Genomic DNA, 19,138 nt, shown 5'->3' on the forward strand with positions numbered 1-19,138 from the left:
TTATAAGGCGGGGCTTCCCGCCTTTTTTGTTCCTTTTTTTCACCAACTAGTGAGTTTTACCCCTCTTTACGGCTATAATGTTCCCCACGCTATCTACCCGAGTATTTAATTTGTCTGAAGGCCGCCATAAATGTGATGCCCTCCAACAAGTTAGCAAGGGTAAATTCATTATTCACACAAAGGATACATTTAAATGGGCCTGAACAATGTACCGGCAGGTAAAGATCTGCCAGAAGATATCTATGTTATCATCGAAATTCCAGCGAACGCAGATCCTATCAAATATGAAGTTGATAAAGAGTCTGGTGCGCTGTTTGTAGACCGTTTCATGTCAACAGCGATGTTCTATCCATGCAACTATGGTTACATCAACAACACCCTGTCTCTAGATGGCGACCCAGTTGATGTGTTAGTCCCAACACCATACCCATTACAACCAGGCTCAGTCATTCGTTGCCGCCCTGTTGGCGTACTGAAAATGACTGACGAGTCAGGTGAAGATGCAAAATTAGTTGCTGTTCCGCACACTAAATTAAGCAAAGAGTACGATCACATTAAAGATGTGAACGACCTGCCAGAATTACTGCGTGCTCAAATTACTCACTTCTTTGAACATTACAAAGACTTAGAAAAAGGTAAGTGGGTTAAAGTTGATGGTTGGGAAGATGCGGCATCTGCAAAAGCAGAGATCATCGAGTCTTTCGAACGCGCTGCAAAAAAATAATCTCCCTCTCGGAACATTATGAAAGCTCTGGTTAATACCAGAGCTTTTTTATGGGCCCTAACAAGCCAATTCGTTGATAAAAAACGCCAGCAATAGTACTGGCGTTTTATATTTTTACGACTCGATAGTGGTTATTGAGCCGTTATACTTCTTCATCACGTTTCAGCCAATCGCCACTTTTTATTTGGCGTAGACCATCAACAGAATGTTTATACAGATAAATCCAAGCGTTGCCATACGGCGTTGAGATGAGCTCCCTCACATAGTCTTGAGAGTTTTTCTTTAGCTCATCTAACTCTGTCAAAATGGACGGGTTGATTCGATAAACCTCGCACTCTATTGCCCCATCTCCTTTGACAACCGCAGGATAATATCCAAGATCATACAGTTCATAGCCTTCTAGCTTATGCTCACCGAGTAGCTGAGCATAAGTCATCCAGTGATGATTTCCTTGCTTTTGTCTTAAGCTGCCATAAACAATTACACGCATAATCTAAAACTCAAATTGGTAGAGGAGATCCAATGCCTGATTCACACCAGACACAGCTTCTAAATACAGTTTTGGCATCAACCGATAACGTAAAGTTAACGTCGCCAATGAGTCAAAGATACCAACTCCATACTTCACTTGTAAATCATTAGTGATCTTACCACTTACAACGACTTGAGAACCATCCCCCACACCTTGGGTATCGACGGCTAAATCAGAGACTCCAAATGTCTCACCTATTTTACCCACGAGTTGCCCACTTTGTGCTACACCTAAGCCTATTAACATAGATGTCATTTGTGAACCATTTGCGTCTCCACTATCTAAGCCCTCTCCTCTTAATAAATAAGACAGCGCTTCTTGTTGTGTTTTCGCCGGTTCAGAGAATATTTCTACTTTCGGTTTATCCGCAAGCCCTGTGACCTTCACCCCAGCAATCACGCCATCTGCCGTGTTGTCTGGGTTACGAATGGCTTCTAAGTTTAAGAATGGTTGGTCCGCAGGGCCTGAGAATTGAATTTGGCCTTTACGGACAATCAAATCTTGCCCATAAGCACGGAAACGACCGGCTGGAATATCCACTTGGCCATTAATGTGCAGACCATGGATATTCTGAACCACTTTCAATAAACCCGTCAGGCGCGCTTTTAAGCCAAACGCATCCAATCGGACATCATTACCAATTTTAATATCTAAATTGGTCTGAATAGGAATGGACGGCGCTTTTTGTTCAATTGGCTGCAGGTTGCTATCTAGCATCACCACATCCGATGATGGGCTTACCGCCGACTCAGGGAGTTCTTGAACAGTAATTCGTGCCCACGGAATATTGACGGTACCGTTTAGCGTGAGTACCGAAGGTGATGCATCAAATACAATGTCCGGTTGAACATCAATTTGGATCATCGGCGGTAAAGAAACTCGAAGGTTATTACCTCGTGCCATGACTTTTGCACGCCATGCATTAACATTGCGCCAATCTGCATCACCATCAATGTTCAGATAGCCTTCTGGCGTGTTTATCTGACCATTCATTACTGAGCTTGTGCCGTTGAAATTAATACCTAAATGACCACTTTTGATATCAAACGGGATCATTGCCGATCTCACTTCTAAGCTCGAAAGCGCTAAATTACCATTTAATAATGGGTTATTCGCTGCCCCACCTAAACGTAAGTTCGCACTCAAGCGCCCATTCGCCACTTCCTTCTGGCCCAGCAACGGCTTGATTAAATCTAATGTCACTGAATTGATTTCAACATTACCCGACAGTAAGCGGCGATTTTCAATATCAGAAATTTGAATATTGCCGCGCATTTGGCCATTATTCGTTAGCCCAAACAACCAGTTAAGGTCTGCCTTGCCATTTTTCAAGCCCGCGCTTAACGTTAAGGTATCAAAAGCAATAGGTAAACGAGTGCCATCCACAAACTGAACCGCTTTGACATCATTTCCTCGCAAGTCCAACTTCACTTGCGGCATACTGCCATCTGCTTTCCAAATCGCATTAGCTTTACCCGTAAATACGCCGCTGACTCGAGTATCTTGTGGCATAAACGGTTTGATCATCGCGAGGTCAAAACGTTCTAGCACGATATCTGCGCTACCACTTTTACCTGCTTTAATCGGTTTTGGTACACACAAACGGGCATTCGGGTTGACCCAACAATGGCTGCCGATAGTCACTTCTTGCGTTTGGTTAGCATAATTGAGTGACATCGCTTGGTTTAAGCGCCATTCACCCACCACCGTATCAAATAAGGTATTGGTTAAATTCCCTTTCCACACTTCAGTCTGCCGGTCAAAACTACCTGCTAATGCTAATTGTCCAGAAACCGGTTCACCCTTCATGTTCAACTTGAGCGAGTGCTGTTTTTCACTTCCTTTCGCATCTAAAGTCAGGTTATTGACGACAAGATCACCTTGTTTCAACTGACGAAGAACAACGGATAAATCCCCTTTAATTTGCTCGCCTGTTGCTACATTTCCTTTGATAACAACATTCTCGATAGCAAGATCATCTTGCCACTTCACGCCGCGTGCCGTAAGGTCAACAAGGGCTTCAGGTGTCTGTAAATTACCACGCAATTTCACATCACCGGCAATCACTCCCCCTAAGCCGGGTAGCAAGCCATTGAGAGCAGGGGCATTAATTTTGGCATCAAGGTTCCATTTATCGGCAAGAGAGCCTTTTACATCGACATGGTTTTTACCCAGTGCCAAATTAAAGTTTGGAATATCCCATTGACCAGCTGCGTTACCTTTGGCTTTACCGCGCGCTTTTAAGAGGTTATTTTTAACATTGCCGTCTAAAACAATTTCAGGAATATCCAACTGCCAACTACCGCCGTATAAACTTCCGCGCGTGGCAATTTTACCTTCCACTTTAGCAGGCCATTCAGGGTACTGTTTGGCAGTATTAATACCTGAAAGGGTCAATACTGCATTCCAACTAATTGCCTTGCTCCAGTCCGCAACGCCAGTAATATCAGCATGACCTTGCAAAGCAGCTAAACGTAAGCGAGTTAAATTAATTTGCTCTTCATTACCTTTCGCATCTAATAGCAAGGTCGAAGGTGGTAAATCCTGCCCAGTGATAGCTGAACGTACAGACATGTCATAAGCTGACGGTCGGCCATTTAGACGCAGACGTGTCCCATCGAGTTGGTATTGTGCTTCCCCCACTAACGGCCACGTTAACTTATCGCTTTCTAGTGTAAGCAAAATAGGTAAGTCTGCTTGTGACAAATCCGTTTCTGCATCTAATTTTGCATTAATTGGCCCATGTAAGTTCAAGGCCAATTTTAGTTCATCAATCAAACCGCCTTTTAAGGAGAGGTCTATTTTTTGCCCATTTAAATCTTCTAAACGGCTTTCCCCCACGACTGATAATGAGACTGGCCATTTATCTTGCAAAGTTGCCGAGCCAGATAACGCAATATTCCCCTGCGGTGCATCGACTTTTAACTGTTTAACGAGGACTTGTTGTCCTTCATTTGAAAGACTCAGGTGCAATTGGTTAATTTTAAGATCAGTCGCCCCCGTTAACTGAAAATTCGAAGCATTAATGCCATCAACATTTAAATCAACAGGTAAAATAACTTCTGGTAATTCAGCGAGTAACGGTTTAGAAAATAGTGCTTTTAATTCGTCTGCCAATGATTTTTGTTCGTTGATCGGCGTTGGGTCTGGCTGTTTCTCTTCAACGACGGCATCTGATTTGGTTTCAGGTAAATTAATCGCTAAATCAATGATATCAGTTGGAATGATAGTAATCGTTTTCCCTTCCCACGTTGCTCCTGTGGTAAATTTCGCTAAATCAATATCCATACCATCCACATTGACGTGCGTTGAAACCAAAGCCAATTGATTCAAACGAATGGTCAAAGGCGCCTTGAGTTCAGTCAATGGTTCAGATGGTGGCGTTTCTTCTGAAGGGGGGAATTGGGTGGTATCGACAGTCACAGTGACATTTTCCGTGCCTAAGTTGTCGACACATAGCTCACGGCTTGTTAAACAACCTAGACGTACCGCTAAATTTAATTTCCCCGCATTAACATCAACGCCTGGCATTTGATATTTAACGCCACTTAGCGTTAAGTCACTAATATCACCGTTAATTTTATCAATGGTTAATTCAGGAACAAAACGTGTCGCTGTATTTAATGCAAAGTGAAGACCTGATTGCGTTCCAATCACCCAACTGAGTGCGGCAACAACCAGAACAAGAATTAATAAAATGGAAAGACTGGTCCATTTTAGCCACTTCAACCACCTCATAGCTCAGTCCCCAAGCCGATATAAAACTGTATTTTGTTGTTATCTGGATCGCCAATAGGTTTGGCTAAATCTAATTTTATTGGCCCAACCGGTGAGACCCAACGGATACCGACTCCCGCCCCCGTTTTAAAATCATTATCCTTAAAATTATCAACGGCTTCACCACTATCAATAAAGGTCGCACCCCACCAATTCCCAGTAAAGTTATATTGGTATTCCACAGAGCCTACAGCCAATTTTGATGCCCCTGTCAGCTTACCTTTACTATCTTCTGGAGAGATTTTTTGATAGCCATATCCACGCACACTGCCATCACCCCCCGCAAAGAAGCGTAAGTCCGGTGGAACCTTATCGAAATCATTGGTTTCAATCCAACCGATATTTCCACGAACAATAAAGCGATGACCTTCCCATGGCGTTCTGATCCACACATTTTTAGCTTGTAGTACCGCAAAGTCGATGTCTGAACCCCAAATTTTATTCGAGTAATCAATAGAGTAACGTTGGCTATCCCCCCATGTTGGCATCACACCTCCACGTTGGCGAATTCGGCTCACATAGGCCCCGGGATACAGCAACATCGTCGTATTCGTCACGTTGGCTTGGGTAAAGTTACTCAGCATCCAACGCATATTCACACCATATTGCCAACCGGATGAATAATCCCAGTTACGAGACACATTCAAGGTTGTTGTATTCGCTTGCGTATCATTTAAATCTGTCCGTTTAAAGCCCCCTTGAACTGCATAATATTGCTCAAGTGGGTTCGCTTTTAATGGAATTTTATAGCTTGCATCTATTAATTGTTCTGGTTGGGATAAACTAATATTTGACGTTAAACTCTGCCCACGAGAGTTAATCCAAGGCTTATTCCATGTCGTTTTAACGCGAGGGCCTACATCTGTTGCATAACCCCCACCGAGCTCAATAAAATTTTTGGCTCTAGGCGTCATCACCGCTTCCATCGGTAATTCATAGGAGTTATCTTTTCGGGCACTCACGATACGCGGAGTCACAATCGCAGAAGAGAACCACCCTGTTTCAGCTAATCGGCGGTTAAATTCAGCAAGTTGCTCTGATGTGTAGTATTCCCCTTTTTTGAAAGGCGCAAGGTTGTTCAGATAATCTTCACGGATTTGTGAGCCTGAATAAGAAATGGCGCCAAACCGATAACGTTCGCCACTGTTAAAATCAAAATCCCAATAAGCCGCATGGTGGTCAAGAGAAATACCCAGTTGGCTTTTCTCCATCATCGCATCAAAATAACCTTTGCGAATGGCTAAACTGCTAAAGCGCCCTTTAAATTCTTCGTATTCACCATCATTTTGAACTGTATCGAGCTTTGGCGTATATTGTTTGAGCATCTTTTCATAGTCAGGGTCCGTTTTAGCGCCACCTTGCAATTCAACATTCACCCCTTTTAATAAAATAGGTTCCCCAGGAGTGACTTTGGCGGTTAAAACAGAACGAGCAGGCGGTGTTTTTTCTTCATAGCTAAATTCAACCGTGGGTTGGTAATAGCCTAAAGGCTTTAAACCTTCTTTAATTGCTTTCTCAACACGGGCTCGAAAACGACCGTTTGGCACAACTTCATCTTGCGATATATTAGACAGTTGTACACGAACGTTTTGATTAAGTTGTCCTTCAAGGCCTTCAATATTAAGACGAAGATTAGCTGCGTGTACCACTGGCACTGCCGCAGTTAGGCAGAGAAAACAAATTAGAGGGTATTTCGACACGCCTACTCCTAAGGTGATTGTTCGATTGACTAAATACTTCATATCAATTTATTTTGAGTAAAATTCGCCATAGACACAAGTTTTTATCCCTATTTTTAGATTATTTGTGTGGTCACTATATATAGGAATCATTATGCCTTTTAATAAATTTCACTCTGCAAGTATTGCACAACCTCTGCCTGGCAGAGCAACTGCTATGACCTACTCACCATATCATGCGCTTAACCATCATTCGATTGAGATTATTCCTAAGAATATGGAAATTGCGTATTTTGCCATGGGCTGTTTTTGGGGAGTTGAACGATTATTTTGGCAGCAAGCTGGGGTTTATTCAACTTCTGCGGGGTATTGTGGTGGTGTGACCCCTAACCCAACCTACGAAGAAGTTTGCTCAGGACGAACTGGCCACGCGGAAGCAGTTCGGGTTGTTTTTGATCCGCAAGTTATCAGTTACTCCCAATTATTGACGTTATTTTGGGAAAACCATGACCCTGCACAAGGCATGCGCCAAGGGAACGATATGGGCAGCCAATATCGCTCTGCCATTTATACTGTGTCAGACGAGCAAGATAAGCAAGCGATGGACACACTGCAAGCTTACCAAAATGCAATGAAAGCGCAGCATGACGCCCGTGCAATCACGACCGAAATAGCGCCATTAGATACTTTCTATTTTGCCGAAGATTACCACCAGCAGTACTTATATAAAAACCCGAATGGATATTGCGGATTAGGAGGAATTGGTATCTGTTTACCACCTTCGTTAAACAACTAAATCAATAACTTATTACAGTGAGTTCATCTTTCCAACCATTCAAGTTGCTTTTCAATATGACTTAAAGCAGCTTGAATGATGATGAATATCTAGGCAGATAAATCACCTCAGTGCTATACTAATGCAACATATCAACAATTTGCGCATATCGCGCAACATATATTTGCATACTCAATATATTTAAATACACGAGACTATGCCTTCAGAGATTTTTGAATTTTATGGATTCTTCCTTTGATTGGCTGGATAACTTATGCTCAACAGTTTATTAATTGTTCTATTATTATGTGCAATCAGCGCATTCTTTTCTTTGTCAGAAATTTCTCTGGCGGCTTCCCGCCGCATTAAACTTAAACTTATGGCCGATGAAGGCAACATTAATGCGGCTCGCGTGCTTAAATTACAAGAAATGCCGGGAATGTTTTTTACCGTCGTTCAAATTGGTTTAAATGCCGTTGCTATCCTTGCCGGTATTGTGGGAGAGTCTGCTTTTTCTCCAGCTTTGTACGATATCTTTATTCAATTTTTATCGCCAAGCTGGGCTCAGCAAGTTTCATCAATACTGTCGTTCACCATTGTGACGAGCCTGTTTATTTTAGTGGCAGATTTAACACCTAAACGTATCGGTATGGTAAAACCTGAAGCCATTGCGATTCGCATTGTGAATCCAATGCGCTTCTGTTTAGTGGTACTGGGCCCATTCGTCTGGTTTTTTAATGGCCTTGCGAACCTCTTTTTTAAATTATTCAAATTACCTACATCACGTAACGAAGATATCACTTCTGATGATATTTTTGCGGTCGTTGAAGCGGGTGCTGTAGCGGGTGTGTTACGTAAGCAAGAACACGAATTGATTGAGAATGTGTTTGAACTGGAATCACGCACTGTGCCATCAGCTATGACCCCACGTGAGAGCATTATTTATTTTGACAAAGACGAGTCAGAAGACAGTATCAAACATAAAATTTCAACCCAACCCCATTCTAAGTTCCTAGTGTGTGCAGGGGATATCGATCATGTTATCGGTTATGTTGATTCAAAAGAATTACTTAATCGCGTGCTCAATGGGCAGAGCTTAAGTTTAAAAGATGGTGCTCACATTAGAAATACGCTAATGATCCCTGACACTCTCTCATTATCAGATACCTTAGAAGCATTTAAAACAAACGCCGTCGATTTTGCTGTTATTCTCAACGAATATGCATTAGTCATGGGTATCATTACCATCAATGATGTAATGATCACTTTAATGGGAGACTTAATTGGTCCAGGACAAGAAGAGCAAATCGTGGTACGTGATGAGAATTCTTGGTTAGTTGAAGGCGGAACACCAATCGAAGATGTGATGCGCATTTTGGATATTGATGATTTCCCTGACTTTAGCAACTATGAAACCATCGCAGGGTTTATGATGTACCGGTTAAGAAGAATGCCAAAGCGCACAGACTATGTGAAATATGCGGGATACAAATTTGAAGTTGTCGATATTGATAATTACAAAATTGACCAATTACTCGTAACTCGTCTTACTACGGTGCCATCACCTGTCGTTGTACAGCCCGGAAAAAATACTATTGAAACGGCTGACGCAAAACAACAAACAAAAGATACTGAACATTAGTGCTTGATGGCGAAGCCGTTTCTTTCAATGCGCCACCCATGTGGCGCGTTGTTAACCAAAACCTTCTTGATTAACCTACCCCATTTCTGCCTGCAATAATGAAACCTGTTTGTTGACCTCACTCATCACATTGTAATGGCGCTTATCACTAATTTTAGGTGGTAGAATTTTCCCATAGTTAAACTCAAATGCCCCAAAATCCTTAATATAGAGCCGGCCACGGAATAGCGTTTTGACGTAAAGAGCAATCTTTGATGGGTTATAACGGTTAAAAATTTTCATTAGAACTTTGCCTCCCCTTTGTTCTTACGATATTCAATAACTCATACCGTACAATAATCATAGACCAGAAATTTTCACTTTGGTTCTAAAATTGCAGTTTTATTCAATTTACTGACATAACATGACACTGTAAACTAACTGTTAAAACCCTATAAACATTGTTTTTATTCTGAATTTTAAAAAAATGTTAAATTACCTCTTGTAACTCATCCGATGAGCTATGCTATAAATAGCAGTAATCAGACAAACCGTTAGGCTCACATGACAAAATAATCAATCAAGGGGCTGTTATGATAAGAAATTATTTACTTTTAATATGCTTGCTAGGGGCATCAGCGATAGCTTCTGCTGCAAATATTCAATTAAACCAATCTGTTCCTACCATTTCTGTCACCGACAAAGGTGAGCTTGTCATAAATAATGAAGGGAAGTTGGATTATCAACCGTGGAAAAGCCAACAGCTCGTTGGAAAAGTACGGACAATTCAACATATTGCTGGCCGTTCTTCCGCAAAAGAGCTCAATGCCCCTTTAGTTGAAGCCATCAAACAAGCCAAATTCCCGCATGATACCTATCAAACAACAACAATCATTAATACTGATGATGCAATGTTCGGTACGGGTGTATTTGTTAAAAATAGTGTTGAAGATAGCAAAAAAGAGTTCCCTTATTCACAATTTATTGTTGATAGCGAGGGTACGGTGAAGAGTGCATGGGGTTTGAAACCAGAAAGTTCAGCAATTATCGTATTGGATAATCAAGGAAAGGTGTTATTTTTCAAAGATGGTGAATTAAATTCCCAAGAAATTCAAAAAGTCATTAGTTTGTTAAGCTCATCACTAAACCAATAAGGTCAAACTTTTACTATTATGTAGTGTGCGTAATTTCGCACACTACACTTACAATTCAGTCTATCTCTATTACATCAAAAATAGTGAGTTATGCTAAAATACCCTTACATTAAACATGCATAATTATGATTGTTTTTTTCATAAATAATCATGACTAATGTGCGCATTATCACGCTTTAGTTTCATTCCAATACACTTTGGCGCAAAACCCGCCATTAGTGCCATGAGTAAAAATAACCTGCAAATGATGCAATTGCGCAATCCGCTTAACAATAGAGAGTCCTAAACCACTCCCTGTCTTTTCTTGTCCTGGTGGACGATAAAAACGCTCACCTAGACGCTGTAAAACTTCAGGTGTCACACCATTACCATCATCTTGAATTTCAAGGTGGTCAGCATACAAAATGATCTCCACTCGCCCAGCTATTTTTCCATAACGTATTGCATTATTGAGTAAATTTCTCAGCAACGCATTGAGTAGTAATGGCTGACCTTGAAAATCAGGGGGACGACTTATTAAGGTGTTTATTATCGTTGTTTGCTGCTCTTGAGCTTCGGGTTCAACATCCTTTATTGCTGTTTCAATTAATATGGCCCAAGATACCGCCGTAATATCATCAAGTTGCGAGGATGACTCTAACCGAGACAACATGAGTAGTTGGTCAACAAGCCTTGTTGCCCTATCAATACCTTCCGATAAATTAGCCACTGCATGATTACGGATATCTGTATTATTCCCCGCAATTTGTACCACTTCCGCCTGTACTCTTAATGCTGCGAGTGGGCTACGTAATTCATGAGCGGCATCCGATGTAAATTGTCGCTCGCGAGCGAACATGTCATTAATACGGCCAAATAGCACATTCATGGAGTCAATAATGGGTCTTACTTCACTGGGGATGCGCGTTAATTGTACTGGGGTTAATTCATCTGGCTTTCGGTGATATAACTGCTTTGCTACATCCCTCAATGGACGTAAAGCACGTGTGAGCAGCCATAAAAATAGCAATAACATAATTGGCAAAGCCATCAACCAAGGCATAAATTGTGCAACCATAATATCGGTCGCCATTTCTTGCCGGTACTCCCACTCTTGCCCTACTGCAATAACATATTGACCATCTTGAGATTTTAACCACACCAAACGCCAAGGGTCGTCACTTCCTTGGAGCATCCCATCGGTAAACCCTTCTCGCTTAAATTGGTAGACAATATCTCTACCATTATCACCGTCGTTTAATACCATTTCGCCATTCTGTGAAAAGATAGCAAATGCCAATGCATCGTCATCCTGATGGCCACGGTTCTTGCGCAATAATTTTTTGGTTTTAGTCAGGGAAGGCCGGCTCAATTCAAAGTCTGATGGTAAAACAGATAGCCGTTTAGCAAACGCCATTTGCTGGGTATCAAATAGCTCATTAATCGTTTTATAGCTTTGGTACCACGCTAACGAACTGGCGATCCCCCATGTCAGCAAAGCCAACAGGAGCAGCATTAAAGTGAGTTTTAACCTAAGACTAAATGTCTTCATCATTTATCATCACCTAATCGATAGCCAACACCATGAATGGTTCGAATAAACTTATTACCTAATTTACGCCTTAAATGGTGGATATGTACCTCAACAGAATTGCTAGAGACCTCTTCATCCCAGTTATACAATTTTTCTTCAATTAAAGGACGAGAGAAAACTTTATTTGGGTTATGCATAAATAAAGACAATAAGGCAAACTCTTTACCTTTTAGTTGTACAGGTTTACCTTGCAGTGTCACCGTCATTGCAACCGGATCCATTTCAACATCACCATGCGTAAGTTTGGAGGATAATTGCCCACTTCGACGACGGATTAACGCCTGCAAGCGCGCCATGACTTCCATTAAAGCAAATGGTTTACAAAGATAATCATCAGCCCCTTGTTGTAGCCCTTGAACACGTTGATCCAGTGCATCTCGTGCCGTCAAAATTAAGACTGGCTCATCACGCCCCTCCTTGCGCCAATGTTTCAAAATATCCATACCGTCAATATTTGGTAATGAAAGATCGAGTACAACAGCGTCATAGGGCGCATCAAATAAAGCGAGTTGCCCTTGTTTACCATCCATAAACCAATCAACCGTAAACCCTAGCTGTGTTAATCCCACTTTTAAACCATCACCAATTAGCCTGTCATCTTCAATTAATAGAATACGCATAATATCCTCCACCTCAGAATATTATTATATTTATCCCATCAGTCTTGAGATGACTAGCTATAATTAACAAAATTAAAAATATAATTCGTTAATTATGTTTCTTAAGATCCTGTTAAGATTTACTTGGTTTAATACCCTCCATACAAACAAGTTCATGTCCATTTGGAGATACTGATGATGAAAAAATTACCTGTAATCGCTTTAGTTGCTGCACTCGCAAGTGCGCCTGTTTTCGCTGCAAATGGTGGATTTGATGGCCCAGGTGCTGCCACAAATACAACGACTCAAACGACTCAAACGGGTGGTTTCATCGGCCCAAATAGTGGGGAAATGACGGTCGCAAAAGCACTTGATATGTCAGATGATAGCTGGGTTATTTTACGTGGTAATATCGTTAAACAACTCGACAATAAACATTATGAGTTGACTGATGGTACTGGCACCATTAATTTAGAAATCAGTGAAAAGCGTTGGAACGGTATCAATGTAACGCCAAAAGACAAAGTTGAAATTCGCGGTAAAATTGATAAAGACTGGAATTCAAGAGAAGTCGAAGTTAAACAAATCCAAATCATTAAATAATTCACAGCTTTACAATGGGATCTGCTTTAAAGTAGGTCCCATCTAAATCCTATTTCATACAAAAATTAACAGTGTTAAATTAACAAAATCATTTTTGCTTACTAAGGCTGATTAATGACTGTAAAACTCCCCAACATACGTAATATTCGAGAGAAACTGCTTTCAGACAATTGGTATATTTTAAGAAAATATACTTATGAGTTACAACGACGAGACGGTAGTTGGCAACAACAAGAACGCGAAGTCTATGATAGAGGCAATGGTGCCGTTATTTTGTTATATAACAAAATAAAGAATAGCATTATATTAATTCGTCAATTTCGTATGCCAGTCTATATAAATGGCTATTCTAATTTTCTAATTGAAGCTGCCGCAGGTTTACTCGAAAACGCCTCACCAGAAACACGAATTATTGCTGAAGCCGAAGAAGAAACGGGTTTTAAAGTCGATAAAATTCAAAAAGTTTTTGAAGCCTTTATGAGCCCAGGCTCTGTCACCGAAAAACTCCACTTTTACATCGCTGAATACAGTGATAATAATCGTCAAAACGCGGGTGGTGGACTTAAGGATGAAGGCGAAGATATTGAAGTTTTAGAGTGGCCTTTCTCTAAAGCCATTGATGCGATTAAAACGGGAGAAATTGTTGATGGTAAAACCATCATGTTGATCCAATACCTCGCCCTAAATGCTATTCTAAAATAGCTAATCCAGCTCTGATAGCTCATAATGATAAAATAAAGTCATAGTGAGCTTTCCTATTTTTTATCAATCATTAAACGAACGATAAAAATAAAAACAATCGTAAAAAGATAATCAACTTTTATTATTTTATTCTTTTATTAAAAAATAAAACCATAATTCCAAGATAAAACATATTTCACTTTGACCTATCCGCTAAAAAACCTTAAATTTAAATAATATTTAATTTTATTTATCATCATTTTAAGAGTCTTATTTTTGTATCCAATTAATATCAAATAATTGTTATACACTACAATCGGTGATTAAGGAGCTAAATAAAATGATACGCTGCGTTCGTATGTGGACAGGAGAAGATGGAAATTCTCTATTTGAAGAAGGCACTCTTGAGCTCAATAATGTCACAGGAGGAGATAGCCAAACCTCTGCCATTGCAGCCAGTGAACTAACCTTCCGTGAAACAGTTTCCGGCGGTTCTTTTGATTGGCATCAAGACCCTGTTCCTCGTTATGTCATTACCCTTTCCGGCACTTTAGAATTCGAAACTAAAGATGGTTCTAAATTTATCATCAATCCTGGTGATATCTTACTTGCGCAAGATAATACAGGAACCGGCCATAAATGGCGGCTTATTGGTGATGAGCCATGGCGTCGTGCTTATGTTGTCTATCAAGAAGGTACCAATCTTAGCTTTACTCCAACAAAAAAATAGAGGCCATCATGAATAAACCGATTGCTGAAAATGTCGATATTGCTCTCATCGGCGCAGGGATCATGAGTGCAACGCTTGGTACATTTCTCAAAGAACTAGAGCCTTCGCTAACGATTGCTGTTTTTGAAAGGCTAAACGACTGTGCCCAAGAAAGCTCCCATCCGTGGAACAATGCGGGAACAGGTCATGCCGCTAACTGTGAGATGAACTATACTCCACCAAACCCAGATGGTACGGTGGATATCAGTAAAGCGCTTGAAGTCAATACGGAGTTCGATCTCTCTCGCCAGCTTTGGTCTTATCTAGTCACCAAAGGTAAAATTAAAGATCCACGTGACTTTATTCACCCATGCCCACATATGAGCTTTGTTTGGGGTGAGGATAATGTAAAATTCTTAAAACAACGCTACCTACAGATGTCAGCTCACCACTGTTACCACAATATGGAATACAGTGATGATCCAAAACAGATCAACGAATGGGCACCACTGATCATGGAAGGCCGTGATCCTAAAGAAGCGATTGCGGTTACCCGTGTTAATACTGGTGCTGATGTTGATTACGGTGCACTAACGCATTTATTAATTGCACAATTAAGCGAACAATCCGGTTTTTCAATTCACTATAAACATGAAGTCATCGATGTTAAAAAGACCCCCGATGGCAGATGGAATATTGAAGTTAAAAATCTACTCACGCATGAAAAAACGATCACTTCCGCGAAGTTTGTGTTCGTTGGTGCAGGCGGGCGGGCAATCGAATTACTGCAGAAATCTGGGATCCCTGAAGGAAAAGGGTATGGTGGATTCCCTGTTAGTGGTATCTGGTTGCGTTGTGATAACGAAGAAATTGCTTCTCGCCACCATGCTAAAGTTTATGGTAAAGCAGATAAAGGCTCACCACCAATGTCTGTTCCACACTTGGACACTCGCATTATTGGAGGTAAACGTTCTCTATTATTTGGGCCTTATGCCGGTTTTTCGAGTAAATTCCTTAAGCATGGCTCTTATTTAGACCTGTTTGAATCGGTTAAATTGAATAACATTGAACCAATGCTTGCGGTTGCGAAAGATAACTGGTCACTCGCAGAATATTTAGTAGGCCAAGTTCTGCAAACTTCTGCTCACCAATTTGCCATGTTGCAACAATTCTACCCAGAAGCACAGCATGAGGATTGGAAAGAGGTGGTTGCAGGGCAACGAGTACAAATTATTAAGCCTGACCATGATAAGAAAGGGGTTTTAGAATTTGGTACAGAACTGATTACCAGTGCGGATAAATCATTTACTGTATTGATGGGCGCATCTCCGGGGGCCTCCACTGCGGCATTTATTGCACTAAATGTATTAAAAACCTGTTTTGATGACCAACTCAAAGCCGATGGATGGGAAACACGTTTAAAAGATATCATTCCAACCTATGGGATTGATTTAAAAACGGATGCAAAAGCCTGTTTAGATATTCGTACAGCTACTGCCAAAGTGCTGAAACTAGATAATTAGTTATTAATTAGGTTGGGAAATCACTTCCCAACCTTTACCAATATTTAGAATAAAATGACCCGAAAACCTGGGTTCAAAAAGGATTCTCGCGGTGTGTAGTCTAACGTTTTTCCGTGCCAATCAACGACTTTCGCACCTGCACCAATGGCAACCGCATGACCCGCAGCAGTGTCCCAAATATTCGTAGGCCCAAAACGTGGATAAAGCTGTGCTTTTCCTTCCGCAACCAAACAAAATTTGAGTGAAGAACCAATTTCTACTGTCGTGTGTTCACCCATTTGTTTTAAATAATCCATTAATTCATTGTCTTGATGAGAACGGCTAATAACAATCACCGGAGGCTTAGCATCATTCACATGAATAAGTTGCTTGTGGCCACCTTCTTCCTTCCAGGCTTGATTTCCTTCCGCATAATATAGCAACCCTTTCGCGGGGGCATATACCACCCCCATCGTTGGTACGCCATTCTCAATCAGTGCAATGTTAACCGTAAAATCCCCATTACGATTAATAAATTCTTTCGTTCCATCCAATGGGTCAATCAACCAATAACGTTGCCAATTCTGCCTGGTTGACCACTGTGGAGGGTCTTCTTCAGACAGTTGAGGGATATCAGGGGCAATGCGAGCAAGGCCTGCTGTAATCACATTGTGGGCGGCAATATCAGCCTCGGTCACAGGCGAATTATCACTTTTATGTTCAACCTGTAAAGGTTCTTGCGCATTATAAGTTTCCATAATCGCATAACCCGCTTCTTGAGCTAATTCGCAAATTTGCTGTAGCATATTATTCACCTCTCTGATGACCCTTTATAGCAAGAGTAGCAATTGTGTGAAATTAACGCCATAAAAAAAGCCCCAAAGTCCAAAGACAATGAGGCTTTTTAGCTGTGAACTGAATTAACAGAAATTATAAAATTTCAAGTAATTCAACTTCAAATACTAATGTGCTGAATGGCGGGATTGATGCGCCTGCACCACGCTCACCATAAGCTAATTGATGAGGAATATACAATTCCCATTTAGAACCAACTGGCATCAGAGTCAATGCTTCAATCCAACCAGGAATAACACCACTTACAGGAAATTCTGCTGGCTGCCCACGCTGTACTGAGCTATCAAACACAGAACCATCAATTAAACGCCCTGTGTAGTGAACACGTACACGGTCTGAGCGGGATGGGATAGCACCATCACCTTGGTTAATCACTGAAAATTGTAAGCCTGACTCAGTCGTTGAAACACCATCACGTTTTTGGTTTTCATCTAGGAATTTTTGGCCTTCTTCCGCTAATGCTGCCTGACGAGAGACACGGACAGCGTCGGCACGCTCATGCACTTCACGCAATGCTTTGTGCAGAGTTTCAACAGGTACCGATGGCATATTGCCTTCTAAAGCATCAACGAGACCTGCTAGGATTGCATTTGGCACTAAACCTTCTAGCCCTGACTCTAATAATTGCTGCCCAACTTGTAGACCTATGCCATAACTCGCTTGAGCTTCTACCGAATCGAAATTTTGGTTTGCCATGAAAATACCCATATGATTTTGAGAAAAACCAAGAATAGCAGCCTCACCCTTATGGGTAAACCCAAACAATGAATCTAAAGAATAAAACTGATTGATTCCCGACAAATTTATTCAGTGTTCTCTGAAAAATTCAGCTAAACGCTAAAAATGTCTAAAAAGGGTGCTAGTATGCGTATTAATACGGTCTAATTTACTCATTGCCTCATCAAGGAGGAGTGATGTTTAAACTTTCAAAATTTCATCGCTATGGTATTGCACTGCTCGCTCTAATTGTCGTGGTCGCTTTTTTTTGGCCTACAAGTGATAAATCCCCCAGCGATATTGTTCAAAACCAACCGATTGTCATTCCCCCACCCACTACCCCTGAGGTCATGCCTGAATCTACTATTACACCACCAGTACCAGAGCCAGTGCCGACACCTGAAGGTAATTCCCCACTTTTACCTACTGAGCCTGAGATTATTCCAGAACCTATTGAGCCCACACCCAATGAGCCTCCAATAGTGACTTCACCAGAAAAAACGCCTGAGCCCAAAACCACTCGCCCTTCAACTAGCGAATGGCAAAACTACCGAGTTCAAAAAGGGAAGACTCTCGCACAACTGTTTCGTGATAATAACTTACAAGCCAATGACGCTTTTATTATGGCTCGCGTAGAAGGTGCAGAAAAACCACTGAGTAATTTACGTCAAGGGCAAAAAATTCGATTAAAAGCCAATGCAAAAGGGGAAGTTCAATTATTAGAAACTACCGGTTCTGATGGAAAAACCTATAGCTTTGCGCGATTAAGCGATGGGAGTTATTACAGAACGCCTTAGTATTAGTGCAAAAACGCTTGTGAAATAAAAAACAGATATCTAAAAAGCAAAAAACACCGGACTTAACCGGTGTTTTTTATTTGCACCATGGATAACCCAATGATGCATATCATCATTATTGATTACTCAGCAACGATGATAACGTTCAGCTCTGCGAAAACATCGCTGTGTAACTGGAAGTGAACTTCGTGGTCACCAGTAGTACGCAGAACGCCGTTTGGCAGACGAACTTCGCTTTTCGCGATTTGAACGCCAGCCGCAGTAACTGCGTCAGCGATATCACGAGTACCGATTGAACCGAACAGTTTACCTTCGTCACCAGCTTTAGAAGCTAAAGTTACAGAACCCAGTGCAGTAACAGCTGCTGCACGAGCCTGTGCTGCTGCCAGAACGTCAGCTAATTTAGCTTCCAGTTCAGCGCGGCGAGCTTCGAAAAATTCAACGTTTTTCTTAGTTGCAGGAACAGCTTTGCCCTGTGGTACTAAGAAGTTACGAGCATAGCCCGATTTAACGTTAACTTGGTCACCCAGGCTACCTAGGTTAGCTACTTTATCAAGCAGAATAACTTGCATTACCTTATCCTCTATTAGTCGTTAATGGACTGTACCAATTACTGATGACGATCAGTGTATGGTAACAGAGACAGGTAGCGAGCGCGCTTGATAGCACGAGCGAGCTGGCGTTGATATTTTGCACGAGTACCGGTGATACGGCTTGGTACAATTTTACCACTTTCAGTGATATAGTTTTTCAGCGTTGCGATATCTTTATAGTCGATCTCTTGAACGCCTTCCGCTGTGAAACGGCAGAACTTGCGACGACGGAAATAACGTGCCATAT

At 41.3% G+C, this 19,138-nt stretch carries 19 protein-coding genes; 9 read left to right on the forward strand and 10 right to left on the reverse strand.

Going from position 1 to position 19,138, the window contains the following annotated elements:
* The first annotated feature begins 193 nt into the window (after positions 1-193).
* Entirely contained in the window at positions 194-724 is a 531-nt protein-coding gene (gene ppa, locus PSE72_RS15755; protein WP_004905951.1) for an inorganic diphosphatase, read from the forward strand.
* A 142-nt stretch (positions 725-866) separates the two neighbouring features.
* Here ppa and PSE72_RS15760 read toward each other — a convergent pair whose 3' ends face one another.
* The 3 genes from PSE72_RS15760 to tamA are packed head-to-tail and all read right to left on the reverse strand — an operon-like array spanning position 867 to position 6,733.
* The gene (locus tag PSE72_RS15760) at positions 867-1,214 is read right to left on the reverse strand and encodes a gamma-glutamylcyclotransferase family protein (RefSeq protein WP_110731586.1); all 348 of its coding nucleotides are present in this window, start codon (positions 1,212-1,214) and stop codon (positions 867-869) included.
* Positions 1,215-1,217: 3 nt separating this feature from the next.
* A complete protein-coding gene (gene tamB / locus PSE72_RS15765; RefSeq protein WP_217007830.1) occupies positions 1,218-4,994 on the reverse strand; it encodes an autotransporter assembly complex protein TamB in 3,777 nt (1,258 codons plus the stop codon).
* Entirely contained in the window at positions 4,991-6,733 is a 1,743-nt protein-coding gene (gene tamA, locus PSE72_RS15770; RefSeq protein ID WP_115168098.1) for an autotransporter assembly complex protein TamA, read from the reverse strand. The genes tamB and tamA overlap by 4 nt, the downstream gene beginning before the upstream one ends.
* A 133-nt stretch (positions 6,734-6,866) precedes the next feature.
* On the opposite strand from tamA, the gene msrA reads away from it, so the two are divergent.
* Positions 6,867-7,508 carry a peptide-methionine (S)-S-oxide reductase MsrA gene (msrA, locus tag PSE72_RS15775; protein WP_004907437.1) on the forward strand — a complete coding sequence of 214 codons (642 nt, stop codon included), beginning with the start codon at positions 6,867-6,869 and terminating at the stop codon, positions 7,506-7,508.
* 253 nt (positions 7,509-7,761) lie between these two features.
* Entirely contained in the window at positions 7,762-9,129 is a 1,368-nt protein-coding gene (locus PSE72_RS15780) for a hemolysin family protein (protein WP_115168099.1), read from the forward strand.
* Positions 9,130-9,204: 75 nt separating this feature from the next.
* Here PSE72_RS15780 and PSE72_RS15785 read toward each other — a convergent pair whose 3' ends face one another.
* A complete protein-coding gene (locus PSE72_RS15785; RefSeq protein ID WP_109912131.1) occupies positions 9,205-9,411 on the reverse strand; it encodes a DUF1107 domain-containing protein in 207 nt (68 codons plus the stop codon).
* A gap of 290 nt (positions 9,412-9,701) precedes the next feature.
* Between PSE72_RS15785 and PSE72_RS15790 the strand changes: the two genes are divergently transcribed.
* Positions 9,702-10,262, forward strand: a complete 561-nt coding sequence (locus PSE72_RS15790; protein WP_115168100.1) for a YtfJ family protein — start codon at positions 9,702-9,704, stop codon at positions 10,260-10,262.
* Between the two features lie 169 nt (positions 10,263-10,431).
* Here the strand turns inward: PSE72_RS15790 and qseC are convergent, their stop codons facing one another.
* Both qseC and qseB read right to left on the reverse strand, forming a co-directional pair.
* Positions 10,432-11,793, reverse strand: coding sequence for a quorum sensing histidine kinase QseC (gene qseC / locus PSE72_RS15795; protein WP_272691006.1), 1,362 nt, complete (start codon positions 11,791-11,793; stop codon positions 10,432-10,434).
* Positions 11,793-12,455 carry a quorum sensing response regulator transcription factor QseB gene (qseB, locus tag PSE72_RS15800; RefSeq protein WP_115168101.1) on the reverse strand — a complete coding sequence of 221 codons (663 nt, stop codon included), beginning with the start codon at positions 12,453-12,455 and terminating at the stop codon, positions 11,793-11,795. Before qseB ends, qseC begins: the two co-directional genes overlap by 1 nt.
* Before the next feature lie 177 nt (positions 12,456-12,632).
* On the opposite strand from qseB, the gene PSE72_RS15805 reads away from it, so the two are divergent.
* The 4 genes from PSE72_RS15805 to mqo all read left to right on the forward strand — a co-directional run bounded on the left by PSE72_RS15805 (position 12,633) and on the right by mqo (position 15,950).
* A complete protein-coding gene (locus PSE72_RS15805) occupies positions 12,633-13,037 on the forward strand; it encodes a YgiW/YdeI family stress tolerance OB fold protein (protein ID WP_272691007.1) in 405 nt (134 codons plus the stop codon).
* Between the two features lie 114 nt (positions 13,038-13,151).
* Positions 13,152-13,739, forward strand: a complete 588-nt coding sequence (gene nudK / locus PSE72_RS15810; protein ID WP_198641729.1) for a GDP-mannose pyrophosphatase NudK — start codon at positions 13,152-13,154, stop codon at positions 13,737-13,739.
* A gap of 319 nt (positions 13,740-14,058) precedes the next feature.
* On the forward strand, positions 14,059-14,448 hold the full coding sequence (locus PSE72_RS15815; protein WP_004907427.1) for a cupin domain-containing protein: 390 nt from the start codon (positions 14,059-14,061) through the stop codon (positions 14,446-14,448).
* Between the two features lie 8 nt (positions 14,449-14,456).
* Positions 14,457-15,950, forward strand: coding sequence for a malate dehydrogenase (quinone) (mqo, locus tag PSE72_RS15820; protein WP_109912134.1), 1,494 nt, complete (start codon positions 14,457-14,459; stop codon positions 15,948-15,950).
* Between the two features lie 44 nt (positions 15,951-15,994).
* On the opposite strand, the gene cysQ is transcribed toward mqo, so the two are convergent.
* Positions 15,995-16,735 (reverse strand): 3'(2'),5'-bisphosphate nucleotidase CysQ, encoded by a 741-nt coding sequence (gene cysQ / locus PSE72_RS15825; protein ID WP_004907423.1) that lies wholly within the window; start codon positions 16,733-16,735, stop codon positions 15,995-15,997.
* A 124-nt stretch (positions 16,736-16,859) separates the two neighbouring features.
* On the reverse strand, positions 16,860-17,480 hold the full coding sequence (locus tag PSE72_RS15830) for a peptidylprolyl isomerase (protein ID WP_004907421.1): 621 nt from the start codon (positions 17,478-17,480) through the stop codon (positions 16,860-16,862).
* Between the two features lie 218 nt (positions 17,481-17,698).
* On the opposite strand from PSE72_RS15830, the gene PSE72_RS15835 reads away from it, so the two are divergent.
* Positions 17,699-18,298, forward strand: a complete 600-nt coding sequence (locus tag PSE72_RS15835) for a LysM-like peptidoglycan-binding domain-containing protein (protein WP_115168103.1) — start codon at positions 17,699-17,701, stop codon at positions 18,296-18,298.
* 122 nt (positions 18,299-18,420) lie between these two features.
* Here the strand turns inward: PSE72_RS15835 and rplI are convergent, their stop codons facing one another.
* Both rplI and rpsR read right to left on the reverse strand, forming a co-directional pair.
* Entirely contained in the window at positions 18,421-18,870 is a 450-nt protein-coding gene (gene rplI, locus PSE72_RS15840; protein WP_004907418.1) for a 50S ribosomal protein L9, read from the reverse strand.
* 38 nt (positions 18,871-18,908) lie between these two features.
* Positions 18,909-19,136 (reverse strand): 30S ribosomal protein S18, encoded by a 228-nt coding sequence (gene rpsR / locus PSE72_RS15845; protein WP_000135199.1) that lies wholly within the window; start codon positions 19,134-19,136, stop codon positions 18,909-18,911.
* Positions 19,137-19,138 lie beyond the last annotated feature (2 nt).

Origin of the sequence: Providencia sp. PROV116 (assembly GCF_028482485.1) — a bacterium.
Taxonomy (GTDB): Bacteria; Pseudomonadota; Gammaproteobacteria; order Enterobacterales; family Enterobacteriaceae; genus Providencia; species Providencia rettgeri.

What these genes read in the sequence shown, in the direction of transcription:
- ppa (WP_004905951.1), top strand. Translation starts at nt 194, where the DNA reads ATGGGCCTGAACAATGTACCGGCAGGTAAAGATCTGCCAGAAGATATC.
- PSE72_RS15760 (WP_110731586.1), bottom strand. Translation starts at nt 1,214, where the DNA reads ATGCGTGTAATTGTTTATGGCAGCTTAAGACAAAAGCAAGGAAATCAT.
- tamB (WP_217007830.1), bottom strand. Translation starts at nt 4,994, where the DNA reads ATGAGGTGGTTGAAGTGGCTAAAATGGACCAGTCTTTCCATTTTATTA.
- msrA (WP_004907437.1), top strand. Translation starts at nt 6,867, where the DNA reads ATGCCTTTTAATAAATTTCACTCTGCAAGTATTGCACAACCTCTGCCT.
- PSE72_RS15780 (WP_115168099.1), top strand. Translation starts at nt 7,762, where the DNA reads ATGCTCAACAGTTTATTAATTGTTCTATTATTATGTGCAATCAGCGCA.
- PSE72_RS15785 (WP_109912131.1), bottom strand. Translation starts at nt 9,411, where the DNA reads ATGAAAATTTTTAACCGTTATAACCCATCAAAGATTGCTCTTTACGTC.
- PSE72_RS15790 (WP_115168100.1), top strand. Translation starts at nt 9,702, where the DNA reads ATGATAAGAAATTATTTACTTTTAATATGCTTGCTAGGGGCATCAGCG.
- qseC (WP_272691006.1), bottom strand. Translation starts at nt 11,793, where the DNA reads ATGAAGACATTTAGTCTTAGGTTAAAACTCACTTTAATGCTGCTCCTG.
- qseB (WP_115168101.1), bottom strand. Translation starts at nt 12,455, where the DNA reads ATGCGTATTCTATTAATTGAAGATGACAGGCTAATTGGTGATGGTTTA.
- PSE72_RS15805 (WP_272691007.1), top strand. Translation starts at nt 12,633, where the DNA reads ATGAAAAAATTACCTGTAATCGCTTTAGTTGCTGCACTCGCAAGTGCG.
- nudK (WP_198641729.1), top strand. Translation starts at nt 13,152, where the DNA reads ATGACTGTAAAACTCCCCAACATACGTAATATTCGAGAGAAACTGCTT.
- PSE72_RS15815 (WP_004907427.1), top strand. Translation starts at nt 14,059, where the DNA reads ATGATACGCTGCGTTCGTATGTGGACAGGAGAAGATGGAAATTCTCTA.
- mqo (WP_109912134.1), top strand. Translation starts at nt 14,457, where the DNA reads ATGAATAAACCGATTGCTGAAAATGTCGATATTGCTCTCATCGGCGCA.
- cysQ (WP_004907423.1), bottom strand. Translation starts at nt 16,735, where the DNA reads ATGCTACAGCAAATTTGCGAATTAGCTCAAGAAGCGGGTTATGCGATT.
- PSE72_RS15830 (WP_004907421.1), bottom strand. Translation starts at nt 17,480, where the DNA reads ATGGCAAACCAAAATTTCGATTCGGTAGAAGCTCAAGCGAGTTATGGC.
- PSE72_RS15835 (WP_115168103.1), top strand. Translation starts at nt 17,699, where the DNA reads ATGTTTAAACTTTCAAAATTTCATCGCTATGGTATTGCACTGCTCGCT.
- rplI (WP_004907418.1), bottom strand. Translation starts at nt 18,870, where the DNA reads ATGCAAGTTATTCTGCTTGATAAAGTAGCTAACCTAGGTAGCCTGGGT.
- rpsR (WP_000135199.1), bottom strand. Translation starts at nt 19,136, where the DNA reads ATGGCACGTTATTTCCGTCGTCGCAAGTTCTGCCGTTTCACAGCGGAA.